Consider the following 17,109-nt stretch of genomic DNA (forward strand, 5'->3'; position numbering starts at 1 on the left):
AGAATAACATGGCAATTGCAGCATTAGTAAAAAATGTTGAAATGGCAACAGTACTAAAAAAGATCATTGACGATAAACAGATTTGGTTAACTGAGCAGCAGGAAACAAATCCACTTACAATGTTCAAATCAGCAGTAATACCTAGTGATCGCAATTTTTATCAAGCGCTAAATAAACCTAAAACGGTTTTTATTTTAGAGTGTAAAAAAGCGTCGCCATCAAAAGGTTTGATTCGAGATGATTTTGATCCAGCCGCTATTGCTAAAGTTTATAAAGATTATGCTTCAGTAGTTTCAGTATTGACTGATGAAAAATATTTTCAAGGTAGCTTTGAATTTTTATCCATAGTTCGTAATGAAATCACACAACCCGTGCTTTGTAAGGACTTTATTATTGATGAATATCAGATCTATTTAGCGCGTTATTATCAAGCTGACGCAGTACTATTAATGCTATCTGTATTGACGGATGATGAATATCGTCATCTAAGTAACATTGCTCATAAGCTCAATATGGGGATATTGACAGAAGCTAGTACTGAAAACGAAGTTGAAAGAGCCATCCAACTGGGTGCGAAAGTAATCGGTATTAATAATCGTAACTTAAGGGATTTGACGGTTGATCTAAATCGGGTAAAAGCCTTATCCAAATCAATTCCTAACGATCGCATTATTATTAGTGAATCGGGTATTTATACTCACAATCAGGTTAAAGAACTGAGTCGTTTTGCAGATGGATTCTTAATTGGTAGTGCGTTAATGTCTGAACCAAACTTAACTTTGGCAATTCGCAAGGTGATGTTAGGCGAAAATAAAGTATGCGGTTTAACACGTCCCGAAGATGCTGTTAGTGCTTATCAAGCTGGTGCAGTTTATGGTGGTTTGATTTTTGTTACAAATTCAGCACGTTATATACAGCCAATTAAGGCTCGAAAAGTTATTGTTGCAGCACCGCTTAATTGGGTTGGTGTATTTCGAAATGAAGAGATCGAAACAGTAGTTCAAATAGCAAAACAGTTATCCTTGTATGCAGTGCAACTGCATGGAGATGAAGATGCAAACTATATCAAAACATTGCGCCAAGAATTACCCAAAACTTGTCAAATTTGGCAAGCATTAAGTATTGATGGTGCTGTACCTGAACATGCCAATCCATTAGTGTCTCGTTATATCTTTGATCATGGTGCAGGCGGTACAGGAAAAAGCTTTGATTGGTCGCTACTTGATAATCAAGATCTAAATAATGTCATTCTAGCAGGGGGTATTAATTCAAAAAATATAAGGTCAGCTTTAGCAACTGGGGTGATAGGCGTTGATCTAAACTCTGGTGTTGAAATATCCCCAGGAATTAAAGATAAACAAAAAATCCAAGCTGTATTTGAACAAATTTAATTTTTATTTAAAAAAAAGGAATAGTTATGTCTAAGTTAAATCCTTACTTTGGCGAATTTGGTGGGCAATATGTTCCTCAAATATTAATGCCAGTGCTTGAACAACTTGAAGATGCTTTTATCTCTGCAGTCAACGATCCAAACTTTCAGAAAGAGTTTAACGACTTATTAGTTAACTATGCTGGTAGACCAACAGCATTAACTTTATGTAAAAATCTAACGGCAGGCACCAAAACCAAGCTTTACTTAAAACGAGAAGATTTAGTGCATGGTGGTGCACACAAAACTAACCAAGTTTTAGGACAAGCATTGCTTGCTAAAAGAATGGGCAAAACTGAAATTATAGCCGAAACAGGTGCAGGGCAACATGGAGTTGCTTCAGCTTTAGCCTGCGCACTACTTGGCTTAAAATGCCGAATTTACATGGGCGCCAAAGATGTTAAACGCCAAGCACCTAACGTATTTAGAATGCGACTGATGGGCGCAACAGTCATCCCAGTTGAAACGGGTTCAGCGACATTAAAAGATGCGTGTAACGAGGCATTACGCGATTGGTCTGGCAGTTATGAGAAAGCGCATTATATGTTAGGTACTGCAGCTGGTCCGCATCCTTTTCCAACAATTGTACGTGAATTTCAACAAATGATCAGCCGTGAAGCTAAACAACAAATCCTTGAAAAAGAAGGACGTTTGCCTGATGCAGTCATTGCATGTGTTGGTGGTGGTTCAAACGCAATTGGTATGTTTGCTAATTTTATTGATGATAAATCCGTCAAATTAATTGGTGTAGAGCCAGGAGGTCATGGGATTGAAAGTGGCAAACATGGAGCTTCGCTAAAACATGGTAAGCTTGGCATCTATTTCGGTATGAAATCGCCGATGATGCAAACGGAAGAAGGACAAATTGAAGAATCTTATTCAATATCGGCAGGGTTAGATTTTCCATCAGTTGGTCCACAGCATGCGTATTTAGATAGTATTGGTCGAGCTGATTATGTGTCAATTACTGATGATGAAGCGCTTGATGCATTTAAAGCGTTATCACGACATGAAGGTATTATTCCTGCGTTAGAATCATCGCACGCATTAGCTTATGCTATGAAAATGATAAAAGAAAATCCAACTAAAGAACAGCTACTAATAGTTAACCTGTCAGGGCGTGGCGATAAAGATATCTTTACCGTTTATGATATTTTAAAAGCAAAAGGAGAAATCGAATGAGCCGTTATCAAAAACTGTTTGCAACATTAACAGCCGAAAAACGAGGCGCTTTTGTTCCTTTTGTTCCAGTCGGTGACCCAACGCCAGAACTGTCATTTAAAATCATTCAAACTTTAATTGAATCTGGCGCTGATGCACTAGAGCTTGGGATCCCATTTTCAGATCCTATGGCCGATGGTCCAACTATTCAAAATGCCAATATTCGGGCATTTAAAGCAGGAATAACAGTTGAAAAGTGTTTTGAAATTTTAACCAATGTCAGAGCGCAATACACCAATATTCCAATAGGATTACTTATTTATGCTAATTTAGTTTTCAAAAATGGTATCGACGGCTTTTATGCCAAGTGTGCCAAAGCGGGAGTTGATTCAGTATTGATTGCTGATTTGCCAGCTCAATATGCACAAGAATTTACAGTGGCCGCAAAAAAATACAATATAGCGCCAATTTTTATTTGCCCACCTAATGCTGATGATAAAGTCATTCAAAGTATTGCTAAGCAAGGTAAAGGTTATACTTATTTGGTATCACGATCAGGCGTTACTGGTGCTGAAAATCGAGCTAATAAACCACTTACCCATCTGATAAAGAAATTAATTGAGTTTGGCGCTCCACCTGCGTTACAAGGGTTTGGTATTTCAGAACCAACTCAAGTTAGCGAAGCGATTAAATCTGGTGCAGCTGGGGCAATTAGCGGATCAGCAACAGTAAAAATTATTGAGAAAAACCTTGACAATCCCGAACAAATGCTTAACCAATTAGCCAAATTTGTTCAATCAATGAAACAGGCAACTAGCAAGTAATTTATATTACTTTATAGTACTAAATAGTGGGCACAATAATAGGCTTGAAAATGGAATTATTGTGCCAATATAAGTTAAACAATTATGCTTAAGTTAAGTGGTATATATATATTAAAATTGACGTGTAACATATTTTTAATAATTTTAAGTTTACTGATAAAATCAGTGTGATTTGCAGTTGCATTTTATTTAAAATGCCGTATAATTCTCATTCATCTATCGCGGGGTGGAGCAGCTTGGTAGCTCGTCGGGCTCATAACCCGAAGGTCGTTGGTTCAAATCCAGCCCCCGCAACCACTTAAATTTTCATTCATAAACCAATCTACCCTTTTTTATTTATGAAAGTTCGAAACAAGTGGCTTCATTATAGTTAGTATTTAAATGTAAGCCTCGCATGTCGAGGTTTTTTTTCGTGTTATCATTTAAACGTAAGTTTAAAAAATGTTGGGCTTTATGCCCTTTTTTATTTTCTGCAGTGGAGGTTTGTTTGGCTAATATAGAACAACAATTAACCGATATTATCCAAGAGCCAGTTAATGCACTTGGTTTTGAATTAGTCGGAGTTGAATATATTCGTGGTCGTTATCCTATACTACGAGTCTATATTGATAGTGAAAATGGTATTACGGTTGATGATTGTGCTGATGCAAGCCGTCAAATCAGTGCAGTTCTTGATGTTGAAGACCCTATCAAAGATGCTTACAATCTTGAAGTTTCATCGCCAGGAATGGACAGGCCGTTATTTACGCTTGAACATTACCAGCGTTTTATCGGCGAAGAAGTCACAGTGAGTCTACGTATTCCTGTTGCTAACCGTCGCAAATGGAAAGGACGAATTAAGTCTATCGACGGTGAAATGGTTACATTAACTGTCGATGATAATGATGAAGTGTTTGCTTTTAGTAATGTACAAAAAGCAAATATTGTACCTAATTTTAACCTTAAATAGAGTACGGATGTAAAAGGATGAATAAAGAAATTTTAGCTGTTGTTGAAGCTGTATCAAACGAAAAAGCACTTACGCGCGACAAAATTTTCGAAGCACTAGAAACGGCATTAGCAACGGCCACTAAAAAGAAACACGCTGTTGATATTGACGTTATCGTAAAAATAGACCATAAAACAGGTGATTACGATACGTTCCGACGTTGGTTAGTTGTTAATGAAGTAACCCAACCAACCAAAGAAATGACATTAGATGCCGCACAATACGAAGACCCATCTGTTAAACTTGGCGATTACGTTGAAGAGCAAATTGAATCCGTTGCTTTTGACCGTATAACCACACAAACAGCAAAACAAGTTATCGTACAAAAGGTACGCGAAGCTGAGCGTGCAATGATCATTGACATGTTTAGAAATCGTATTGGTGATATTGTGACTGGAATTGTCAAAAAAACCAATCGCGATAGCGTGATTCTTGATTTAGGTAACAATGCAGACGCAATGATGTCACGCCATGATATGTTACCGCGTGAAAACTTCCGTATAGGCGATCGTGTCCGTGGTATTTTATATCTTGTAGAACAAAATAATAAACCTGCACAACTATGCATTAGCCGTTCAAACCCTGAAATGATGGAAGAGTTATTCCGCATTGAAGTCCCTGAAATTGGTGAAGAGATGATTGACATCAAAGGCGTGGCTCGTGATCCTGGTTCACGTGCTAAAATCGCAGTTAGCAGTAATGATCGTCGTATTGACCCTGTTGGTGCTTGTGTTGGTATGCGTGGTGCGCGCGTACAAGCAGTATCTAATGAATTTGGTGGAGAACGTATTGACATTGTTTTATGGGACGATAATCCTGCACAATATGTAATTAATGCTATGGCACCGGCAGATGTTGTTTCAATTGTTGTTGATGAAGACAAACACACCATGGATGTAGCCGTCAATGCTGAAACTTTACCACAAGCCATTGGTCGAAATGGTCAGAATATCCGTTTAGCTTCACAGCTTACTGGCTGGACATTAAATGTGATGAGTAACGAAGATTTACAAGAAAAACATCATGCAGAATCTTTTGCTGCAATCAATAATTTGATGAAACATCTTGATATTGATGAAGGGCTTGCACAGCTATTAGTTGAAGAAGGCTTTACCTCACTTGAGGAACTTGCCTATGTGCCAGTTGACGAATTGCTTGAAATTGAAGAGCTTGATGAAGATTTGGTTGAAGCATTAAGAGCTCGAGCGAAAGATGCATTAACAACACTTGCACTAGCAAATAGTGGCGAAAAACAACCAGCTCAAGATTTGCTAAATCTACCCGGTATGACACAAGAGTTAGCTTATCAATTAGTACAACATGACATCATTACTTTGGAAGATTTAGCAGAACAAGGTACTGATGATTTAGCTGAGATTGAAGGTATAACAAACGAACAAGCTGGCGATTTTATTATGGCTGCTCGTAATATTTGTTGGTTTGCAGATGAATAATTGAGGAAAAGTAATACATGACCAAAGTATCAATAGAAACACTGGCTCAAGAAATCAACACACCAGTGCAAACACTTTTGCAACAGTTTGCTGATGCAGGTATGAAGAAATCTGCAACAGACACTGTCACACAAAAGGAGAAAGAAGCTTTGCTTGCTCATTTAAAACCTCAGCAAGGCCCAACAAAGTTAACATTGCAACGTAAGACGCACTCAACTTTAAATGTGTCGAGCGGTGGTGGCAAAAGCAAAGAAATAAAAGTAGAAGTTCGTAAAAAACGAACTTTTGTTAAACGCGATCCAGCTGAAATTGCGGCGGAGCAAGAAAAAGCACGCTTAGAAGCTGAACAAAAAGCTCGCCAAGAAGCAGAACTAAAAGCGAAACAAGAAGCCGAATTAAAAGCGCGTAAAGAAGCGGAAGAAAAAGAAAAGAAAGCTGAAGAAGAAGCGAAAAAGCGTGCTCAAGAGGAAAAAGCGAAAGCGGCACAAGAGCGAGTAGTTGATCCAAAAGTAAAAAAAGCGCAAGAAGAAAAAGCACGATTAGAAGCTGAAGCGAATGAGATTAAACGTAAAGCGGAAGAAGAAAATCGTCGAAAATTAGAGGAAGATGCCAAGCGTATGGCTGAAGAAGCTCGTAAGCTAGCAGAACAATATAATGAAGTTGATGATAGTGATCATACAGAAGATGAAGATTATCATGTGACAACCTCTAAATACGCTAGAGCAGCAGAAGACGAAACTGATCGTGAAGTCGAAAGCGCTCGTGGGCGTGGTCGAAATGCTAAACAAACTAAACAGAAAAAAGGCAACAAGCTATCAGAAGGCAAAGCGGAACGTGAAGAAGCTCGAGCTGTGACTCGTGGCGGCCATAATAAAAAGAAAGGTAAAAGCACGTTGCAACAAAGTTTTACTAAACCTGTCCAAGCGGTTAATCGTGATGTTGTTATTGGTGAAACCATTACCGTTGCTGAATTAGCGAATAAAATGGCAGTAAAAGGTTCCGAAGTGATCAAAACTATGATGAAAATGGGGGCAATGGCAACTATTAATCAAGTTATCGATCAAGAAACAGCACAATTAGTGGCTGAAGAAATGGGACATAAAGTAGTACTTCGTCGTGAAAATGAGCTTGAAGAATCTCTTATGAGCGATCGTGATACAGGTGCAGAAAAAGTTTCTCGTGCACCTGTAGTTACCATTATGGGACACGTTGACCATGGTAAAACCTCTTTACTTGACTATATTCGTAAAGCAAAAGTGGCTTCAGGCGAAGCTGGTGGAATTACACAACATATTGGTGCTTATCATGTTAAAACGCCAAATGGAGAAATAACTTTCTTAGATACTCCAGGTCATGCGGCGTTTACCTCTATGCGTGCGCGGGGTGCTAAAGCAACGGATATTGTAGTACTTGTTGTTGCAGCTGATGATGGTGTAATGCCTCAAACTATAGAAGCAATCCAACATGCTAAAGCGGCAAATGTACCAATTGTTGTTGCTGTTAACAAAATTGATAAACCTGAAGCTGATCCAGAGCGTGTAAAAGGCGAACTAGCACAATATGGCGTAATGTCAGAAGATTGGGGGGGGGATACTCAGTTTGTTCATGTTTCTGCTAAAGCAGGTACTGGTATTGATCAACTACTTGAAGCCATCTTACTACAAGCTGAAGTGCTTGAATTAACGGCATACGAAACAGGTATGGCAAGCGGCGTTGTGATTGAATCATTCCTTGATAAAGGTCGTGGTTCAGTTGCAACAGTACTTGTTCAATCAGGTACGTTGCGTAAAGGTGATATCGTACTTTGTGGATTTGAATACGGTCGTATCCGAGCGATGCGCAATGAACTAGGTAAAGAAGTGACTGAAGCTGGTCCATCAATACCAGTTGAAATTCTTGGCTTGTCTGGAGTGCCATCAGCTGGTGACGAAGCTACTGTTGTACGTGATGAAAAGAAAGCTCGTGAAGTTGCGCTTTATCGACAAGGTAAATTCCGTGATGTAAAACTTGCTCGTCAACAAAAAGCGAAGCTTGAAAACATGTTTACCAACATGACAGAAGGCGATGTTTCTGAACTCAATATTGTTCTAAAAGCAGATGTTCAAGGTTCTGCTGAGGCGATTTCTGATTCATTACTTAAACTATCAACAGATGAAGTTAAAGTTAAAATTATTGGATCAGGTGTGGGCGGTATAACCGAAACTGACGCATCGCTGGCTGCTGCATCAAATGCGATCATTTTAGGCTTTAACGTTCGTGCCGATGCTTCAGCACGTAAAGTGATTGAATCAGAAAATTTAGATCTACGTTATTACTCTGTTATTTATGATCTAATTGACGAAGTTAAACAAGCTATGAGCGGTATGCTTGCACCAGAATACAAACAAGAAATTATTGGTCTTGCTCAAGTGCGTGATGTGTTTAAATCACCTAAATTTGGTGCAATTGCAGGTTGTATGGTAACCGAAGGTGTTGTTAAACGTCACAACCCAATTCGTGTATTGCGTGATAACGTTGTTATCTATGAAGGCGAACTTGAATCATTACGTCGCTTTAAAGATGATGTTAACGAAGTACGTAATGGAACCGAATGTGGTATTGGTGTGCGTAACTACAACGATGTTCGTGTTGGCGACACGATTGAAGTTTTTGAAACTATCGAAATCAAACGTACGATCTAATTACAACGTATTTGATGTTATAAGCAAGGTATAGTCCTTGCTTATTCATTTATAAGGAAAATAGATATGGCAAAAGCATTTAATCGTTCATCTCGAGTTGGGCATGAATTACAAAAAGAAATTGCAATTATCTTACAACGAGAAATCAAAGACCCTCGTCTTGGTATGGTAACCGTTTCAGGCGTTGATATCTCGCGTGATCTTTCGTATGCCAAAGTTTTTGTGACTTTTTTGAATGACGATGATCCACAAGTTATTGAACAAGGATTAACGGTACTTAATGATGCTAAAGGTTACATTCGAACCTTAATTGGCAAAGCGATGCGTTTGCGAATCATTCCAGAGATAAAATTCTTTTACGATGAGTCGCTCGTTAAAGGTATGCAAATGTCGAGTTTGGTGGCGGATGTTATCAAACAAGACAATGAGCGTCATAAAGATTAATATTAAAAAATAGTCCTGAACTCTGTCAAAAAGTTTCAGGTAACTATGTGTTTCAGTATAAAAATGGTGAATATAAAAAAAACTCGCCGTGATCTTCACGGTGTTTTGTTGCTAGACAAACCGCAAGGCATGACATCAAACGATGCGTTGCAAAAAGTAAAATGGTTATTTAATGCTAAAAAGGCAGGGCATACGGGAGCTCTTGATCCACTAGCGACAGGGATGCTTCCTATCTGTTTTGGTGAAGCAACCAAATTTTCACAATATTTATTGGATTCAGATAAGCGTTATCGTGTGATCGCCAAACTAGGAGAACGAACCGATACATCTGATGCCGATGGTCAAATTATATGTACCAAACCTGTTGAAGTGACTAAATCACAAATCAACCAAGCTTTAACACATTTTCTCGGTGATATTTTACAAGTGCCAACTATGTTTTCGGCATTAAAATATCAAGGAAAACCGCTTTACCAATATGCTCGCCAAGGTATTGTGGTTGAACGTGAAGCTAGACCAATTACCGTTTACGAAAATCAATTTATCCAATTTGATGCAATAAAAAACGAATTAACGTTAGAAATACACTGCTCAAAAGGCACCTACATCCGAACCATTATTGATGATTTAGGTGAATTATTGGGTTGCGGAGCACACGTTATTTATTTAAGGCGTTTACAAGTTTCCAATTACCCGATTGAAAACATGGTCACCTTAGAACAGCTACAAAATATCGAACTTAAAGATGATCTACTAATGCCCGTTGACAGCCCATTGCAAGATCGCCCAAAAGTTACCCTTAGCGATACGCAAGGTAAAGACATATTATTAGGACGAACCATTGAACTTGAAAGCTCCACGCAAGTTGAAACCTTAGTGCGAATTTATCAAGGCAAGCAATTTATTGGCGCTGGTATAATGCAAAATAACAAATTATCGCCAAAGCGTTTAATATCAACATTCATCAAGTAGTCTTGCTTAGTTTAAAGCTAACCTCAAAAAACAAGCAAATAGTACAGCAGAAGTTGTGATTCTAAATTAGGTTCAGAAAATTCTTGCCTAAATTATTTTTTAATATAAAGACGATTTGGTACTCAGTTATTTTTAGCAAAGCGAATTTACTACTTTTTGCTGTACTATTTTAGGGGATAGTTACACTCGGCTTAAATCCTATCATAAAAAACACTTTATCTATTTTAAAGATTAATTGAAGTCTGAAACGGTATAGAATCCTGAATATTTTTTACAAGAAAAGAGACAATGCTAAAGCAAAAAATGGGAGTGTAGGAATAACTATCGTTATTTGAATTAATTTGAAAAACTACTATGATGAATATATGAAAAAAGTTAACGAACTATTATATACAAGAAAACATTCGCTAAATTTGGATAGGCTATACTTGGATCGGCTACACTAATTAGTACCAGTTTTATAAGGTTATTATTATGATAAACTAAAAATAAAAGAAGGTAGCAACAACGGCAATCAAATCAGCTTGAAGAGCAAAACGTAATTTTATCAACAAATAATTGTTGATATTAAAGATAGGTGAATTCAAGCTGTTTCAGGAAAATACTTTATAAATTTTTATAGGACTATTTTAACCATGAAGTGTAAACTATTTATCCTTTTTTCTTTTCTCTATATTATTTTATGCAGTATTTGGTTTTTTTTATCACTCTTTCCATGCAATTATTATAATTATATTTTGGATAGATTATACATCAATAAAATCGATAATAATTTATCATCATTAAATTCTTCGTTTTCTCCTCAATTTTTGACACACAAGATGGTTATGTATGATTTAGAACATGGAATTACATCAGAACAAATAGCAAATAAAGCACTTAATAATATAAATTATTATTTTGCTCAAATTAGTAATAATTGCATCTTGGAAGGAGAGCAAACTAGTTCAGATATTATTAATTATATTTCTTGTGCAAATAAAACATTAGGAGAATATTTTTATTATCAACCATCACAAGAAACTTCAAATAATTATGCCAATCAACGTTCTGATTGTGATTTAAATACATATTTACTAATTGATGCGATGAAAAAGGTAGGTATAGACGCTTATATTATCTATGCTCCTAATCATGCTTTTTTGGGAGCGAAAAGTAAAAATCAGGAAATTATTTTATGGGAAACTACTACAGATAAAAATAAAGGCGAAAAGATAGATACACAAATTATTACTGATGCGAATAAAATTATTGTGGATTCTTTATCTTCTTTTTATAAAAAAAATGACAGGATACCATATTATAGGTATTACAATACAAAATATGCATTTGATTTGTATAAAATTTTAGTGTCGGATATTTCTAACGTTGATTCTTTAGCTCTTGTTGAAGGTAGTTATCTTAATGATACTGAAAATGCAATAATAGAGAATGCATATTTTGAATTGCGATTACAAAAAAATAAATTTACTGATAGCGACTTAGAAAAACTTAAAAAAAGTTTACAAAAAGATATAAATAATGAGAATAACCGTGTCTTACTAGCAACTTTTTATGAAAATCATAAAATGTTAGACCAAGCACGTGAGCATATTGAAATACTTTTAAAGTCTGAGCGTTGTGGTAAAGACTGTATTGAATTAGCTATAAGGTTGGATTCAGAGGGTAACTCTTATTTTTTACAGAAATATGTTCAATTTCATGATAGTAAATTGGTTACCAAAGTAAAGCAGTTTTTTAAATTAGATAAAATGGAGTATACATATAAAGATTATAAAAACACGCGTTTAAAAATTTTGTACTTATTAACAGGCTCCAATATAAATAAATTTGTATATTTTCCTACAGTTATTTTGTGATTACCACCTAAATTAGTAATTATTTGCCAAAATACTGTAGCAAAAAAGTAGAAAATTTCCCATAATAAATAAAAGTAAAAATGGATTTAAGAGTGAAAAAATAACCGAACGATCAAATCGTATCGATATTAAAAGAAGCAGAAGCAGGTATTCCCGTTAAAGAACTTTACCGGAAATATGGTATGGCAATTTAGCTTTTTATGAATGATGAGAAAATATGGGCGGTATGAAAGTCTTATATATCAAACGTTTAAAAGAACTTGAGGCAGAAAACCGTATGAGCCTCGCCCAAATCTTTAAATTTCATTTTAATTTATTCCTCTTACCTACTTACGTGTAAATAATAATAGATGCCCCAATGATTGATTATTCAATTAAGTAGCTAGTAACCTAAAAAAATTACAAAGTCCCCCTTTGACTGATTTATCCTAATTAAACTAGCACAATTGGTTATGCCGGTATCATATTCTAATAAAATATCGATTCTGCTTCTATAATTTTACAGCGCTTAGTGGGTTTTGCCGTGCTTTTAATTAGCTCACACAGTAAAGTTGCTGATTTTTGTCCCATTTCAAACAAAGGCTTGTTTATTCTGCTTAGGGTATCTAATTGATTGTATTTAAGTTCTTTAGAAGAGCTAAAATACGATATTGTAAGTGGTTTTGTAAGTTTTGATTGGCTTTCATTGGCTTGGTGTATGGCACCTAAAATCATGCTATCGGGTGATTGGTTGTGGTCTTTATCATCGCTTTTATCCAAACAATTTAAGCTAAAATTATCGGTACAAATAATCGCGGAAGGTGATTTTGTGCCGTTTATTAGTTTTTTAACCGCTGATCTGGCATGTTGATAGGTAAAACAGCCATGAATAATATATCTAGGCTCAATAGTAATATTGGCACGCATTAAAGCTTGTTTATAGCCTTGTAGTAAAAGTGTAGAGCTCGTTAATTTTTCATTATTAAGCAAAATGGCAATTTTGGTATGTGACTTATCAATCAAATATTTTGTTATTTGGTATCCAATAAGTAAATGATCAAAGTGAACACAAATAAAATCCAGTGAAAAGTGATTAACTAAAACAATAGGTGGTAATGTGGTTTTATAAGTAACTAGCGTTTTTAAGTAAGGCGCTTCATTAATAATAATGATGCCATCAAATGCATGTTGAGCAACATAACGAATAATATGATGGATATCAGTTTTATTATGATAAGGAAATTGCAAATAAAACATTTGAAATTGTTCCTCTTTTAAAACTTGCTCTAATCCTGCATTGATTAAGCTTTTTGAATAAAGTTGATTATCGATAATTAATATTTTTTTGCTGTTATGTATGGGTTTATAGGGTTTGAAATTTTTTGACGTATCCATATTTAATTCCTCAATTGCTTGATAAACACATAACTGTATTTGAGGTGAGGTTAAATGTGGTTTTTTTAGCACTCTAGAAACCGAAGCAACAGAAGTGTTGGCTTTTTTAGCTATCGTGGATAAGGTGATTTTTGTCATAATAATAAATAAAGTTAACTAAAAATGACTTATCACTTTACTGATATTGAATTATTTTGTAAGAGGGCAAACTTTATTTTGTCGATCTGTGTTCCAAAATCAAGAAATATCTTTTTCCGCTATCTTTGACAATATAGTGATATAATTACCGCTAAATTTTTTATTTGGGTTGATAAATATGTCTGCATGGAATATTGCTATTGTGGGAGCGACAGGGCAAGTAGGTTCTGCGCTAGTTGAATTACTACAACAACGTGGTTTACAAGATAATGATCTAAAAATTGAAAATCTCTATCTAGTTGGTAGTGATAATAGTGCTGGCGAAATTGTTCGCTTTTCTGGCAAGAATTTAACCGTGATTGATAGTGCACAAATGGACTGGAGCGAGTGCCATTTTGCCTTTTTTGTAGCGAGCGCAAAAACTAGTGAAAAATATGCACAAGTTGCTGCAGAGGCAGGTTGTGTGGTGATTGATGCGAGTGGTTATTTTGCCGAGCAAGATCATATTCCTCTTGTCGTTCCTAAAGTTAATAATAGTGTATTAACCGAATACCGTAATGAAAATATCGTCGCTGTTGCCAGTGCCACTGTGTGCCAATTATTGCGCTGTGTTGCGTCGTTGACTGATATGGCGTTATTAACTAATTTACATGTAACTAGTTTTATTCCCGCCTCATTATATGGCAAGCCTGGCGTTGATGAACTTGCAGGGCAAAGTGCGCGTTTATTAAATGGTATGCCAGTTGATAATCAACTGTTTGATAAACAATTAGCCTTTAACTTATTGCCTATATCACACGAACATGATGATGCGATATTAGGTGAAAAATCACAAGTAAACCAAATCCGTAAAGTATTGAGTAATTATGAACTTCCTGTCTCTATTGAGTCAGTGATTGTGCCCGTGTTTTATGGTGTATCGCAAGCTATTAATGTATCAAGTAGTTTACCAATTGAATTAGATATGGCTCGTTTTGGCGAATTTGGTGTTGAAGTTCAAGCCGATAACTTGCCAACCCCAGTGACCGAAGTGAGCAGCGAATCAGAAAGCCAACTCACCGTTAAATTATCTAATTTACGACACAGCTATGGCCATTATGAACAAATTCAATTTTGGTCAGTAGCTGATAATATTCGTTATTTAGGCGCACTAATGCTAATTGAAACGCTTGAGATCCTCATTAATGACTATATATAAAATTGCCCTTGGTATTGAATATGATGGCAGTGCTTATTTTGGTTGGCAACGGCAACAGTCAGTTGATTCTATTCAAGAAAGGCTAGAATCGGCACTATCAATGATTGCCAATTCACCAATAACCGTATTTTGTGCAGGAAGAACAGATGCAGGCGTGCATGCAACAGGGCAAGTTATCCACTTTGAAACTCAAGCCGTGCGATCAGCTAGTGCTTGGACAATGGGCGTGAATTCGCATTTACCCGATAATATAGCTGTGCGTTGGTCACAAAATGTCGATGATAGCTTTCACGCTCGGTTTAGTGCCACAGCGCGGCGTTACCGTTATGTGATCTATAATAACCGCTATCGATCAGCCATTTTAGCCAAAGGGGTATCGCATTATTATTTGCCGTTGAATGAAAGCTTAATGCACCAAGCAGCGCAGTATTTATTAGGCGAAAATGATTTTTCCTCTTTTCGAGCATCGCAGTGTCAGTCAAGAACGCCTTGGCGTAATATTCACCACATTGAAGTTTGGCGGCAGGGCGAATATATTATTGTCGATATTAAGGCCAACGCATTTGTGCACCATATGGTACGCAATATTGTCGGTAGCTTACTTGAAGTTGGTACAGGTAATCAGCGCCCAGAGTGGATTGGCGAACTGTTACAAGCTAAAGACAGAACGCAAGCGGCTGCAACTGCAAAGCCTGAAGGGTTGTATTTAGTTCAAGTTGATTATCCTGCTCAATACCAAATACCAACGCAGGCATTAGGCCCGCTATTTATAGAATAAGTGACAAAATAAGTTATAGAGTTAGTTATAAAACTAAGCATAAAATAGATAAAACCACTTAAGATTGAATCAAATTAAAAGATAAATGTCATGAATAGTAATGAAAAAAGTGCAAGTAAAGATTCAAAAAACCAAGAAGCGAAAAAATCAAAACTCCATAATATCAAGCTTCCACCTCATTCGATCGAAGCTGAACAAGCGGTGCTTGGTAGCTTGATGCTTGATAATCAACGTTGGGATGCGGTATCAGAAATGATCACCGAACGGGATTTTTATTCACGTCATCACCAATTGATTTTTTCTGAAATGCATACTTTGGTTAGCAAAGGTACGCCTATTGACTTAATTACGCTTTCAGAAAGCCTTGAAAGTAAAGATATTTTGGCTGATGTTGGGGGGTTTGCCTATTTGGCGGAGCTGTCTAAAAACACACCAAGTGCAATTAATGTGGTTGCTTATAGTGATATTATTCGCCAACAAGCGATTTTGCGTGAATTAATCAGTGCATCAAATGATATTGCCGATAACTGTTATGCTACTGAAGGGCGTGATAGTACCGAAATTTTAGACTTTGCGGAAAGCAAAATCTTCCAAATTGCTGAAAGCCGAACCAAACAAGGTGAAGGCCCTAAAAGCATTACCGAAGTGTTAGAGTCCACTGTAGCTAAGATTGAGGAGCTCTTTCAACGTCCGCATGATGGTGTGACAGGGGTTTCAACCGGTTATGTTGATTTAGATAAAAAAACGGCTGGCTTACAGCGTTCTGATTTAATTATTATTGCCGCAAGACCATCAATGGGTAAAACTACATTTGCCATGAATCTATGCGAAAACGCAGCACTAGAGCAAGAAAAGCCTGTGCTGATATTTAGTTTAGAAATGCCATCAGAACAAATTATGATGCGTATGTTAGCGTCACTTTCACGAGTTGATCAAACCCGAATTCGAACAGGGCAACTACAAGATGACGACTGGGCAAGAATTTCAAGCACTATGGGGTTATTGCTTGAAAAGAAAAACATTTATATCGATGACTCATCGGGTTTGACGCCAATGGAACTACGTTCAAGAGCTAGACGTATTTATCGTGAACATAAAGGTTTAAGTATGATCATGGTGGATTACTTGCAACTTATGCGAGTTCCCAATATTTCTGAAAATCGAACCTTAGAAATTGCAGAAATTTCACGCTCACTAAAAGCCTTGGCTAAAGAATTACAAGTTCCTGTTGTTGCGCTATCTCAGCTTAATCGTAGTTTGGAGCAACGAGCTGATAAAAGACCTGTTAACTCTGATTTACGTGAATCAGGCTCTATCGAACAAGATGCTGATGTGATTATGTTTATCTATCGTGATGAGGTTTATAACGAAGCCTCAGAACATAAAGGCATTGCTGAAATTATTTTAGGCAAACAACGAAACGGCCCAATAGGTAAAGTTAGATTAAAATTCCAAGGCCAGTTTTCACGCTTTGATAATTATGCTGATGCTAGTAAATATTTAGATGACGAATAACGTGTAGTAGCTCAAACTTAATCTGACGGACACATATTACTCATCGGCTTTCATTTTAACAAAATGCGTGTCCGATGAGCAAAATAAATTCTCCAATTGCTTTTCCTTAACCAACCCCTTTGCATCATTCCATGTTTTCCATGGTGTCTTCCCATAACAATATTTTCCTGAATGCGCTCTTTCTCGATTGTAAAATTCAAGCCATTGCTCAATATCGTTTTGTATTTCACTCAATTGCGTGTAAATCTTACGTCGAAATAAAATATCATAACATTCTGTTTTCATCGTCTTATG

At 36.5% G+C, this 17,109-nt stretch carries 13 protein-coding genes, 1 tRNA gene and 1 pseudogene; 13 read left to right on the forward strand and 2 right to left on the reverse strand.

The genetic code is table 11. From position 1 onward, the window contains the following. Window positions 1–8: 8 nt before the first annotated feature. The 10 genes from trpCF (at window position 9) to A9G35_RS03280 (ending at window position 11,812) form a co-directional block, all read left to right on the forward strand. On the forward strand, window positions 9–1,391 hold the full coding sequence (gene trpCF, locus A9G35_RS03235) for a bifunctional indole-3-glycerol-phosphate synthase TrpC/phosphoribosylanthranilate isomerase TrpF (RefSeq protein WP_065635658.1): 1,383 nt from the start codon (window positions 9–11) through the stop codon (window positions 1,389–1,391). A 26-nt stretch (window positions 1,392–1,417) separates the two neighbouring features. Continuing rightward, window positions 1,418–2,611: a tryptophan synthase subunit beta gene (gene trpB / locus A9G35_RS03240; protein WP_034943712.1), complete on the forward strand. Its 1,194-nt coding sequence runs from the start codon at window positions 1,418–1,420 to the stop codon at window positions 2,609–2,611. Then, entirely contained in the window at window positions 2,608–3,414 is an 807-nt protein-coding gene (trpA, locus tag A9G35_RS03245; protein WP_065635659.1) for a tryptophan synthase subunit alpha, read from the forward strand. Before trpB ends, trpA begins: the two co-directional genes overlap by 4 nt. A 220-nt stretch (window positions 3,415–3,634) precedes the next feature. Then, window positions 3,635–3,711 (forward strand) — tRNA-Met (locus tag A9G35_RS03250). A 190-nt stretch (window positions 3,712–3,901) separates the two neighbouring features. After that, entirely contained in the window at window positions 3,902–4,363 is a 462-nt protein-coding gene (gene rimP / locus A9G35_RS03255; RefSeq protein ID WP_065635669.1) for a ribosome maturation factor RimP, read from the forward strand. Between the two features lie 17 nt (window positions 4,364–4,380). Continuing rightward, complete coding sequence (gene nusA, locus A9G35_RS03260; protein WP_065635660.1) at window positions 4,381–5,856, forward strand: transcription termination factor NusA; 1,476 nt, start codon at window positions 4,381–4,383, stop codon at window positions 5,854–5,856. 17 nt (window positions 5,857–5,873) lie between these two features. After that, the gene (infB, locus tag A9G35_RS03265) at window positions 5,874–8,537 is read left to right on the forward strand and encodes a translation initiation factor IF-2 (RefSeq protein WP_065635661.1); all 2,664 of its coding nucleotides are present in this window, start codon (window positions 5,874–5,876) and stop codon (window positions 8,535–8,537) included. A 66-nt stretch (window positions 8,538–8,603) separates the two neighbouring features. Then, on the forward strand, window positions 8,604–8,981 hold the full coding sequence (gene rbfA, locus A9G35_RS03270) for a 30S ribosome-binding factor RbfA (RefSeq protein WP_065560170.1): 378 nt from the start codon (window positions 8,604–8,606) through the stop codon (window positions 8,979–8,981). A gap of 63 nt (window positions 8,982–9,044) precedes the next feature. After that, complete coding sequence (gene truB / locus A9G35_RS03275) at window positions 9,045–9,953, forward strand: tRNA pseudouridine(55) synthase TruB (protein ID WP_065635662.1); 909 nt, start codon at window positions 9,045–9,047, stop codon at window positions 9,951–9,953. An 827-nt stretch (window positions 9,954–10,780) separates the two neighbouring features. Beyond that, window positions 10,781–11,812: a hypothetical protein gene (locus tag A9G35_RS03280; protein WP_141673751.1), complete on the forward strand. Its 1,032-nt coding sequence runs from the start codon at window positions 10,781–10,783 to the stop codon at window positions 11,810–11,812. A 468-nt stretch (window positions 11,813–12,280) separates the two neighbouring features. Here A9G35_RS03280 and A9G35_RS03285 read toward each other — a convergent pair whose 3' ends face one another. Continuing rightward, window positions 12,281–13,324, reverse strand: coding sequence for a LacI family DNA-binding transcriptional regulator (locus tag A9G35_RS03285; RefSeq protein ID WP_065635664.1), 1,044 nt, complete (start codon window positions 13,322–13,324; stop codon window positions 12,281–12,283). Window positions 13,325–13,502: 178 nt separating this feature from the next. Here A9G35_RS03285 and A9G35_RS03290 point away from each other — a divergent pair, with 178 nt between their 5' ends. The 3 genes from A9G35_RS03290 to dnaB all read left to right on the forward strand — a co-directional run bounded on the left by A9G35_RS03290 (window position 13,503) and on the right by dnaB (window position 16,815). Then, a complete protein-coding gene (locus tag A9G35_RS03290) occupies window positions 13,503–14,522 on the forward strand; it encodes an aspartate-semialdehyde dehydrogenase (RefSeq protein WP_065635665.1) in 1,020 nt (339 codons plus the stop codon). Further along, window positions 14,509–15,300 (forward strand): tRNA pseudouridine(38-40) synthase TruA, encoded by a 792-nt coding sequence (truA, locus tag A9G35_RS03295; protein WP_065635666.1) that lies wholly within the window; start codon window positions 14,509–14,511, stop codon window positions 15,298–15,300. The genes A9G35_RS03290 and truA overlap by 14 nt, the downstream gene beginning before the upstream one ends. Before the next feature lie 90 nt (window positions 15,301–15,390). Continuing rightward, window positions 15,391–16,815, forward strand: a complete 1,425-nt coding sequence (gene dnaB, locus A9G35_RS03300) for a replicative DNA helicase (RefSeq protein ID WP_065635667.1) — start codon at window positions 15,391–15,393, stop codon at window positions 16,813–16,815. Window positions 16,816–16,851: 36 nt separating this feature from the next. On the opposite strand, the pseudogene A9G35_RS03305 reads toward dnaB, so the two are convergent. After that, window positions 16,852–17,109 (reverse strand): annotated as a pseudogene (locus A9G35_RS03305) (integrase core domain-containing protein); the annotation flags it as partial.

It is taken from the genome of Gilliamella sp. Choc5-1, assembly GCF_001690595.1.
Lineage (GTDB): Bacteria > Pseudomonadota > Gammaproteobacteria > Enterobacterales > Orbaceae > Gilliamella > Gilliamella apicola_M.

Bases quoted from the DNA above. Each gene is read 5' to 3' on its own strand.
- trpB (WP_034943712.1), top strand. From the start codon at position 1,418: ATGTCTAAGTTAAATCCTTACTTTGGCGAATTTGGTGGGCAATATGTT.
- infB (WP_065635661.1), top strand. From the start codon at position 5,874: ATGACCAAAGTATCAATAGAAACACTGGCTCAAGAAATCAACACACCA.
- truA (WP_065635666.1), top strand. From the start codon at position 14,509: ATGACTATATATAAAATTGCCCTTGGTATTGAATATGATGGCAGTGCT.
- A9G35_RS03285 (WP_065635664.1), bottom strand. From the start codon at position 13,324: ATGACAAAAATCACCTTATCCACGATAGCTAAAAAAGCCAACACTTCT.
- rbfA (WP_065560170.1), top strand. From the start codon at position 8,604: ATGGCAAAAGCATTTAATCGTTCATCTCGAGTTGGGCATGAATTACAA.
- nusA (WP_065635660.1), top strand. From the start codon at position 4,381: ATGAATAAAGAAATTTTAGCTGTTGTTGAAGCTGTATCAAACGAAAAA.
- truB (WP_065635662.1), top strand. From the start codon at position 9,045: ATGGTGAATATAAAAAAAACTCGCCGTGATCTTCACGGTGTTTTGTTG.
- trpCF (WP_065635658.1), top strand. From the start codon at position 9: ATGGCAATTGCAGCATTAGTAAAAAATGTTGAAATGGCAACAGTACTA.
- dnaB (WP_065635667.1), top strand. From the start codon at position 15,391: ATGAATAGTAATGAAAAAAGTGCAAGTAAAGATTCAAAAAACCAAGAA.
- A9G35_RS03280 (WP_141673751.1), top strand. From the start codon at position 10,781: ATGTATGATTTAGAACATGGAATTACATCAGAACAAATAGCAAATAAA.
- trpA (WP_065635659.1), top strand. From the start codon at position 2,608: ATGAGCCGTTATCAAAAACTGTTTGCAACATTAACAGCCGAAAAACGA.
- A9G35_RS03290 (WP_065635665.1), top strand. From the start codon at position 13,503: ATGTCTGCATGGAATATTGCTATTGTGGGAGCGACAGGGCAAGTAGGT.